Here is a 7,664-nt window from a genome sequence, read left to right as displayed (position 1 = left end):
CGTTGGAGGAGAAGGGCGTTCGGGGCGATAGTGGGGGTCTGGGGGCGCAGCCCCCAGTAGTGACGGGAAGGGTAGGGGCGGCGGGGGCGAAAACCCCTAGCCCAGCCCCGGCCCCCGCACCGGAATCGTCGTGAACGTAGGCGCCGGCGCCGGGTCCTTGAAGAAGTCGTTTCCCTTGTCGTCGACCACCACGAACGCCGGGAAGTCCTCGACCTCGATCCTCCAGACCGCCTCCATACCGAGCTCCTCGTACTCGACGACCTCGACCTTCTTGATGCAGTCCTGGGCCAGACGCGCGGCCGGGCCGCCGATGGAGCCCAGGTAGAACCCCCCGTGTGCCCCGCACGCGTCGGTGACCTGCTGCGACCGATTCCCCTTGGCGAGCATCACCCGCGACCCGCCCGCCGCCTGGAACTGCTCCACGTAGGAGTCCATGCGCCCGGCCGTGGTCGGCCCGAAGGACCCGGACGCGTACCCCTCGGGGGTCTTCGCGGGGCCCGCGTAGTAGACCGGGTGGTCCTTCAGGTACTGCGGCATCTCCTCGCCCGCGTCCAACCGCTCCTTGATCTTGGCGTGCGCGATGTCGCGCGCCACGACCAGCGGGCCGGAGAGCGAGAGCCGGGTCTTCACCGGGTGCTTCGTCAGCTCGGCCAGGATGTCGTCCATCGGCCGGTTCAGGTCGATGCGCACGACGTCACGGGCCTCGTCCAGCTGCTCGTCCGTGGTCTCCGGCAGGAACCGCGCCGGGTCCGTCTCCAGCTGCTCCAGGAAGACGCCCTCCGCGGTGATCTTCGCGACGGCCTGGCGGTCCGCGGAGCACGACACCGCGATGGCGACCGGGCAGGACGCGCCGTGCCGGGGCAGGCGCACCACCCGCACGTCGTGGCAGAAGTACTTGCCGCCGAACTGCGCGCCGATCCCGATCCGCTGCGTCAGCTCGAAGACCTTCTCCTCCAGGTCCTTGTCCCGGAAGCCGTGCCCGAGCGCGGAACCCTCGGCCGGAATCTCGTCCAGGTAGTGCGCGGACGCGTACTTCGCGGTCTTCAGCGCGTACTCCGCGCTCGTGCCGCCGACCACGATCGCGAGGTGGTACGGCGGGCAGGCGGCCGTGCCGAGCGAGCGGATCTTCTCCTCCAGGAACTTCATCATGGAGGACTCGTTCAGGACGGCCTTCGTCTCCTGGTAGAGGAACGACTTGTTGGCCGAGCCGCCGCCCTTGGCCATGAAGAGGAACTTGTAGGCGCCGCCGTCGGTCGCGTACAGCTCGATCTGGGCCGGGAGGTTCGAACCGGTGTTCTTCTCCTCCCACATGGTGAGCGGAGCCATCTGCGAGTACCGCAGGTTCAGGTTCAGGTACGCGTCGTAGATGCCGTGGGACAGGGCCGCCTCGTCGCCGCCGTCCGTCAGCACGTTCTGGCCGCGCTTGCCCATCACGATCGCCGTGCCGGTGTCCTGGCACATGGGCAGCACGCCGGCGGCCGCGATGTTCGCGTTCTTCAGGAGGTCCAACGCGACGAACTTGTCGTTGCCCGACGCCTCGGGGTCGTCGATGATGCGGCGCAGCTGCGCGAGGTGCGCGGGCCGCAGGTAGTGCTGGATGTCGTGGATCGCCTCGGCGGCGAGCTCGCGCAGCGCCCCCGGCTCCACCTTGAGGAACGTGCGCCCGTCGGCCTCGAAGGTGGAGACACCCTCGGAGGTCACCAGCCGGTACGGCGTGGTGTCCTCTCCCTGGGGGAGCAGGTCGGTGTACGCGAACGCCGTGTTGGGCGGGGTGGAATTATGCGGCATCTCGCCAAATCCTTCATCGACAGACAGCGGCCGGCCTCCGTTGGCGGCGTCCACCAGCGTAGAACCTGCCTCGGACACCGAGCTTGTGAGGTAAGGCTCAGTGCTTGTGAGGTAAGGCTCAGTTCGCCGTTCACGTTCGCCGCGCACGCCCTCTAGTCGCGATCTATCGCGTTTGGGTACGCTGCTGTCGTGGACCTTCAGAAGCACACCGAGCCCGACCTTCGGAAGCACACCGACCTCCGGGCCTCCGACGCGGACCGCGACCGCACCGCGGACATCTTGCGGGAGGCTCTCGCCGAGGGCCGCCTCACCGCGGAGGAGCACTCGGAGCGGGTCGAGGACGTCTTCCGCGCGAAGACCGTGGGAGAGCTGGAACCGCTGGTACGGGACCTGCCGGCGGCCCATGGGACCGGCTCGGCGGGCGGCTTCGCACCGGCTCCCCGCCGCCCCGCCCCGGGCGCGGTCCCCTCGGTCGCCGACGAGAACGTGGTGGCGGTGTTCAGCGCGGCCGTGCGCAAGGGCCGCTGGCGCGTCGGCCGCCGCACGCACGTGTACGCGATCTTCGGCAGCGTGGAGATAGACCTCAGCGAGGCGATATTCGAGCACCAGCAGGTCGTGATCAAGGCGGTCTCGGTGTTCGGCAGCGTCGAGATCCGCGTCCCGGAGAACGTGTCGTTGCGCGGCAGCGGCGGCGGAGTCCTCGGCAACTTCGAGGTGGACACGCTGGATTCGGGCGAACCGGACGCCCCCGTCGTCTATGTGGACGGACTGGCCGTCCTGGGCGCCATCGAGGCAAGACCCAAGCGGGGCAAGCTGATCGAGGACATCCTCGACCGGGTCGGCGTCCGGGTGAACGCCAAGCTGCGCAAACACCTGAGGTATTGACCGAGGTACCGACTGCGACATCGGCTGAGATGTTGACGGTCGCGAATTCCCGGCGTGCGGAGGCCGGGGATCCGGTGGCAAGGCTCCGGCGCCGGCCGGGATCTCCCGCGCTCGGGAACTGAGTGCATAGGCGCGCGCACAGCGGGTAGGCCTTGCTGCATCGTCTCTCGCTCGCGAAGCCGTCGTCAGGAGTAGACCGTGCTGCATCCGCCGCATCAGTCCTTGCAGGTCGCTGCCGTTCCGCCCCAGCCGGTGCGCGAGAGGGACCAGGACGCCCCCTGGCACACGGAGGCCGTGTGCCGCCGAGACGAGGCCGGGCTGTTCTTCGCACCCTCGAAGGAACCCACCGCGGCCCGGCTGTCCCGCGAGGAAGCGGCGAAGCGGGTCTGCGCACGCTGTCCGGTGATGATCGAATGCCGAGAGCACGCGCTACTGCAACCCGAGCCCTACGGAGTCTGGGGAGGCCTCACCGCCGCCGAGCGCCGCGTGGTCCTGGCCCGGCGCCGCCGCCACGACGTAGAACTCCAGAAGGCCACCCGCCCCGCGGGCACGATAGCCGCGGCCGGGTGACGTGCGCGTAGACGGGGCGCCCCTCCAGGGGGCGCCCCTTTTAAGGGGCGCGGGGAACTGCGCGACCAGCCACAACGCACCCGCGGTCGACACGGGACCCGCATCGAACGGCAAAACCGGCGGAGCTACTTCGCCCGGTCGAAGTCGATCGCGCTGTACGCCCGCAACTTCGCCAGCCGATGCTCCGAGCTGATCTGCCGGACCGTCCCGGACTTCGACCGCATCACGATCGAGTCGGTCGTCGCGGTCTCGGGGCGGTAGCGGACTCCCCGCAGCAGCTCGCCGTCCGTGATGCCGGTCGCCACGAAGAACACGTTGTCGCCGGAGACCAGGTCGTCGGTGAGCAGGACACGGTCCAGGTCGTGGCCCGCGTCCAGGGCCCGGGCCCGCTCCGCGTCGTCCTTGGGCCACAGCTTGCCCTGGATGGTGCCGCCGAGGCACTTCACGGCACAGGCCGAGATGATGCCCTCGGGTGTGCCGCCGATGCCGAGCAGCAGATCGATGCCCGTGCCCTCGCGCAGCGCCAGGATCGCGCCGGCGACATCGCCGTCGGAGATGAGCTTGATGCGCGCGCCGGTCTCCCGGATCTCCTTGATGATGCCGTCGTGGCGCGGCCGGTCGAGGATGACGACCGTGACGTCCTCGGGCGTGACGCGCTTGGCCTTGGCGACGCGGCGGATGTTCACGGACACCGGGGCGTTGATGTCGACGAAGTCGGCGGCCTCGGGGCCGGTGACCAGTTTGTCCATGTAGAAGACCGCGGACGGGTCGAACATGGTGCCGCGGTCGGCGGCGGCCAGCACGGCGATCGCGTTGGTCATGCCCTTCGCGGTGAGCGTGGTCCCGTCGATCGGGTCGACGGCGATGTCGCACTCGGGACCTGTCCCGTCCCCGACGCGCTCTCCGTTGAAGAGCATCGGGGCCTCGTCCTTCTCGCCCTCTCCGATGACGACGACGCCGTTCATCGAGACGGTGGAGACGAGGGTCCGCATGGCCCGTACCGCCGCGCCGTCGGCGCCGTTCTTGTCGCCGCGGCCGACCCAGCGGCCCGCGGCCATCGCGGCGGCCTCGGTGACCCGGACGAGTTCAAGGGCGAGGTTGCGGTCGGGGGCCTCGGAGGGGACCTCAAGTTCGGACGGCAAGTGATGCTCGGTCATCGGAGCGCACCTTTCTGATACGGCGACGGCCGGATGAGGGTGGTTCAGCTCGACTCTAACCTCAGTCCGACAAAATGAGCAGGGGACCCCACGGATGAGCAGACCAGTACACCTGCGACGATGGGGGCGTGGCAGGTAAGAAGGGCAAGCAGTCGGTCCGCGACATGGTGTTGTCGCTGGGCCTGATCGGCATCGTCGCGGGCTTCATCTATGTCTTCATCCCCAATGACGACTCGGAGCCCCCTCTCGAACGGGTCGACTACCGCGTGGAACTCCTCACGGCACGCCGCGCGGCCGCCTATCCGGTGGCGGCGCCCGAGGGCCTGCCCACGGAGTGGAAGGCGACCTCGGTGAGGTTCCGGGGCGACGACTTCGACGCGTGGCACCTCGGCTTCCACGCCCCCGACGGGCAGTACGTGGCGATCGAGCAGTCGACTCAGAAGCCCGTCACGTTCATCGAGGACGCAAGTCAGGGCGCCGAGGAGACGAACGTCACGCAGCGCATCGGCGAGAAGCCCTGGAAGCGCTACAAGGGCGCGAAGTACGACGCCCTGGTGCTCCAGGAGAAGAACTCCACGACCGTGATCACGGGCACGGCGTCGTTCGCGCAACTGACGAAGATGGCGGAAGCGCTGAAGACGTCATGAGCGAAGACGTCCCGAGCGGGGCGCGGCAGACCTGCTCGGCCTGACCGCTATCGGCCTGACCGCTATGGAAGAAGCCCCCGGCGCCTTGGATTCGCGCGCTGCCGGGGGCTTCTCACATGTTCAGGGCGGCGGGTCAGGTCAGACCGTCGTGATGACCTGGCCGGCCTCCAGGCGCGGGGAGCGCGCGAACCAGGCGTCCTCGGCGGGCCTGCCGATGTTGACCACCATCAGCGGGGTGTGGTCGCCGTCGAGGAACTCCTTCTGGACGCCCGCGAAGTCGAAGCCGGTCATCGGACCGGCGGCGAGGCCGGCGGCACGGATGCCGATGATGAAGTACGCGGCCTGCAGCGCGGCGTTGAGCGCGGCGGCGCCCTCACGGGCCGGGCGCTCGGCGAAGAAGACGTCCTTGGCCTGCGGGAAGTGCGGCAGGAGGTACGGCAGTTCCTCGTGGAACTCGTTGTCCGCGGCGAGGATAGCGACGAGCGGGGCGGTGGCGGTCTTCGGCTGGTTGCCCTCGCTCATGTGCTGCACCAGACGCTCGCGGGCCTCGGCGGAGCGGACCAGGGTGATGCGCAGCGGCGACTGGTTGAAGGCCGTGGGGCCGTACTTGACCAGGTCGTAGATCGCCTGCACCTGCTCCTCGGTCACCGGTTCGTCGGTGAAGGCGTTGGCGGTGCGGGCCTCGCGGAAGAGCAGGTCCTGGGCGGCGGGGTCAAGGACGAGAGACATGTGTCAAAACCTTCTCGGGACGTGCGTCGGATCCTGTGGGATCGGCTGGCTCGTTCGACGGTACGCCTGGTGAGGTTTAACCTTCAACCAAAACTGGACCAGAGTGATCCGCTTCACAAATGCATGGCCTGACCAACCATCCCCGAACCGGGAACCCGCCGGAACCACCAGAAGCCGGCCCCCGGAGAGGAAGCCGGCTTCTCGGAGCGGACGGGAGCCGGAGCCGATCGACGGGAGCCGACCGGAGCGGACCGGCCGACTCCGGCTACTCGGAGCCGGAGCCGGAGCCGGCCGACGTGCCCCCGGCCGTCGCCGCCGTCTCGTCCTTCTCCTCCTCCGCCAGCGCCGCGTCAAGGCGGGCGCGGGCCCCGTCCAGCCACCGCCGGCACACCTTCGCCAACTCCTCGCCCCGCTCCCACAGGGCGAGCGACTCCTCCAGTGTCGTACCGCCCGCCTCCAGGCGTCGTACGACCTCGATGAGCTCGTCCCGCGCCTGCTCGTACCCGAGCGACTCGTCCGTCTTGCTGGTCATGCGCCCACCCTAGGGTCTGCCTCAGACATCGACTCGTACCGTGAAATCGCCCTCGGCGACCCGTGCCCGCAAGGGCTCGTCCGCCGTCACCTCGTCCGGGGAGCGGACCGCCTGGCCGTCGGACTTCTGCAGGACCGCGTAACCCCGCTTGAGGGTGGCGGCGGGGGAGAGGGCCACCACGCGCGCGTGGGTGTGCGTCAGCTCCGAGTCGGCCCGGTCGAGGAGATGGCCGAGCGTGCGGCGGCCCCGGCCCAGGAGCGCGGCGACGTGGTCGGCCCGCTCGTCCACCATCCGGTGCGGGTCCTCTATCGAGGGGCGGGCCAGCGCCTGAGCGAGGCCCCGCTCCTCGCGATCGATGAAGGACCCGACGCACCGGCGGGCCCGGTCCCGCAGGAACTGGACGCGCTCGTACTCCTCGCCCACGTCCGGTACGACCTTCTTCGCGGCGTCGGTGGGAGTGGAGGCGCGCAGGTCGGCCACGTGGTCGAGGAGCGGGTTGTCGGGCTCGTGGCCGATGGCCGACACGACGGGCGTACGGCAGGCCGCGACCGCCCGGATCAGCTGCTCGTCCGAGAACGGCAGCAGGTCCTCCACGCTGCCGCCGCCGCGCGCCACCACGATCACGTCCACGTCGTCGAGCGCGTCCAGTTCCTTCACGGCCTGGACGACCTGGGGGACGGCGTGGACGCCCTGTACGGCGACGTTGCGCACCTCGAAGCGGACGGCGGGCCAGCGGTGGCGCGCGTTCTCCAGCACGTCCCGCTCGGCGGCCGAGGCGCGGCCGCAGACCAGCCCGACGAGCTGGGGCAGGAACGGGAGCGGCTTCTTGCGCTCGGCGGCGAACAGCCCTTCCGCGGCGAGGGACTTCTTCAACTGTTCGAGCCGGGCGAGCAGTTCGCCGACGCCGACGGGCTTGATCTCGGCGGCCCGGAGCGACAGCTGCCCGCGTGGCGCGTACCACTCGGGCTTCGCGTGGACGACGACGCGCGCGCCCTCGCTCACCACGTCGGCGACGGCGTCGAACACCTGCCGGTAGCAGGTCACGCCCACGGAGATGTCGTGCGACGGGTCGCGCAACGTCAGGAAGACGACGCCGGCGCCGGGGCGGCGAGACAGCTGGGTGATCTGCCCCTCGACCCACACCGCGCCGAGCCGGTCGATCCATCCCCCGATGAGCCGCGACACCTCACCGACGGGCAGCGGGGCGTCCGCGGACGTGTTGAGAGCCATACCGCGAGCGTAGCGGCCGACTCTGACAGCGCCGGCGGGGCGCCTGCGGCGGGCTCAGCGGGGCGGGTACGGCGGGGCGGTGCCGGGCTGCCGGGCCGGGTCGGGTGTCTGCGGCTCGTCGGTGGC

The 7,664-nt window shown here is 70.0% G+C and carries 8 protein-coding genes; 3 read left to right on the top strand and 5 right to left on the bottom strand.

The window, feature by feature from the left end; genetic code table 11:
• Positions 1-96: 96 nt before the first annotated feature.
• Positions 97-1,788 carry a fumarate hydratase gene (locus AOK01_RS35330; RefSeq protein WP_055518941.1) on the bottom strand — a complete coding sequence of 564 codons (1,692 nt, stop codon included), beginning with the start codon at positions 1,786-1,788 and terminating at the stop codon, positions 97-99.
• A 189-nt stretch (positions 1,789-1,977) separates the two neighbouring features.
• On the opposite strand from AOK01_RS35330, the gene AOK01_RS35325 reads away from it, so the two are divergent.
• Together AOK01_RS35325 and AOK01_RS35320 are read left to right on the top strand one after the other, a co-directional pair.
• Positions 1,978-2,673 (top strand): DUF1707 SHOCT-like domain-containing protein, encoded by a 696-nt coding sequence (locus AOK01_RS35325; protein ID WP_055518940.1) that lies wholly within the window; start codon positions 1,978-1,980, stop codon positions 2,671-2,673.
• Positions 2,674-2,871: 198 nt separating this feature from the next.
• Positions 2,872-3,243, top strand: coding sequence for a WhiB family transcriptional regulator (locus AOK01_RS35320; RefSeq protein WP_055518938.1), 372 nt, complete (start codon positions 2,872-2,874; stop codon positions 3,241-3,243).
• Between the two features lie 125 nt (positions 3,244-3,368).
• Here the strand turns inward: AOK01_RS35320 and glpX are convergent, their stop codons facing one another.
• Positions 3,369-4,400, bottom strand: coding sequence for a class II fructose-bisphosphatase (gene glpX / locus AOK01_RS35315; protein ID WP_055518936.1), 1,032 nt, complete (start codon positions 4,398-4,400; stop codon positions 3,369-3,371).
• Positions 4,401-4,528: 128 nt separating this feature from the next.
• Between glpX and AOK01_RS35310 the strand changes: the two genes are divergently transcribed.
• A complete protein-coding gene (locus AOK01_RS35310) occupies positions 4,529-5,047 on the top strand; it encodes a DUF4245 domain-containing protein (protein ID WP_055518935.1) in 519 nt (172 codons plus the stop codon).
• A gap of 138 nt (positions 5,048-5,185) precedes the next feature.
• On the opposite strand, the gene AOK01_RS35305 is transcribed toward AOK01_RS35310, so the two are convergent.
• The 3 genes from AOK01_RS35305 to xseA all read right to left on the bottom strand — a co-directional run bounded on the left by AOK01_RS35305 (position 5,186) and on the right by xseA (position 7,538).
• Positions 5,186-5,776 carry a malonic semialdehyde reductase gene (locus AOK01_RS35305; RefSeq protein WP_055518933.1) on the bottom strand — a complete coding sequence of 197 codons (591 nt, stop codon included), beginning with the start codon at positions 5,774-5,776 and terminating at the stop codon, positions 5,186-5,188.
• 265 nt (positions 5,777-6,041) lie between these two features.
• Complete coding sequence (locus AOK01_RS35300) at positions 6,042-6,308, bottom strand: exodeoxyribonuclease VII small subunit (protein WP_055518931.1); 267 nt, start codon at positions 6,306-6,308, stop codon at positions 6,042-6,044.
• A gap of 21 nt (positions 6,309-6,329) precedes the next feature.
• Complete coding sequence (gene xseA / locus AOK01_RS35295; RefSeq protein ID WP_055518930.1) at positions 6,330-7,538, bottom strand: exodeoxyribonuclease VII large subunit; 1,209 nt, start codon at positions 7,536-7,538, stop codon at positions 6,330-6,332.
• Between the last annotated feature and the right edge of the window lie 126 nt (positions 7,539-7,664).

This window comes from Streptomyces aurantiacus, assembly GCF_001418335.1.
Lineage (GTDB): Bacteria > Actinomycetota > Actinomycetes > Streptomycetales > Streptomycetaceae > Streptomyces > Streptomyces aurantiacus.
The sequence above is the reverse complement of the archived record's forward strand: the minus strand, read 5'-3'. Positions and strand labels throughout refer to the sequence as shown.

Bases quoted from the DNA above. Each gene is read 5' to 3' on its own strand.
- AOK01_RS35330 (WP_055518941.1), bottom strand. From the start codon at position 1,788: ATGCCGCATAATTCCACCCCGCCCAACACGGCGTTCGCGTACACCGAC.
- xseA (WP_055518930.1), bottom strand. From the start codon at position 7,538: ATGGCTCTCAACACGTCCGCGGACGCCCCGCTGCCCGTCGGTGAGGTG.
- glpX (WP_055518936.1), bottom strand. From the start codon at position 4,400: ATGACCGAGCATCACTTGCCGTCCGAACTTGAGGTCCCCTCCGAGGCC.
- AOK01_RS35300 (WP_055518931.1), bottom strand. From the start codon at position 6,308: ATGACCAGCAAGACGGACGAGTCGCTCGGGTACGAGCAGGCGCGGGAC.
- AOK01_RS35305 (WP_055518933.1), bottom strand. From the start codon at position 5,776: ATGTCTCTCGTCCTTGACCCCGCCGCCCAGGACCTGCTCTTCCGCGAG.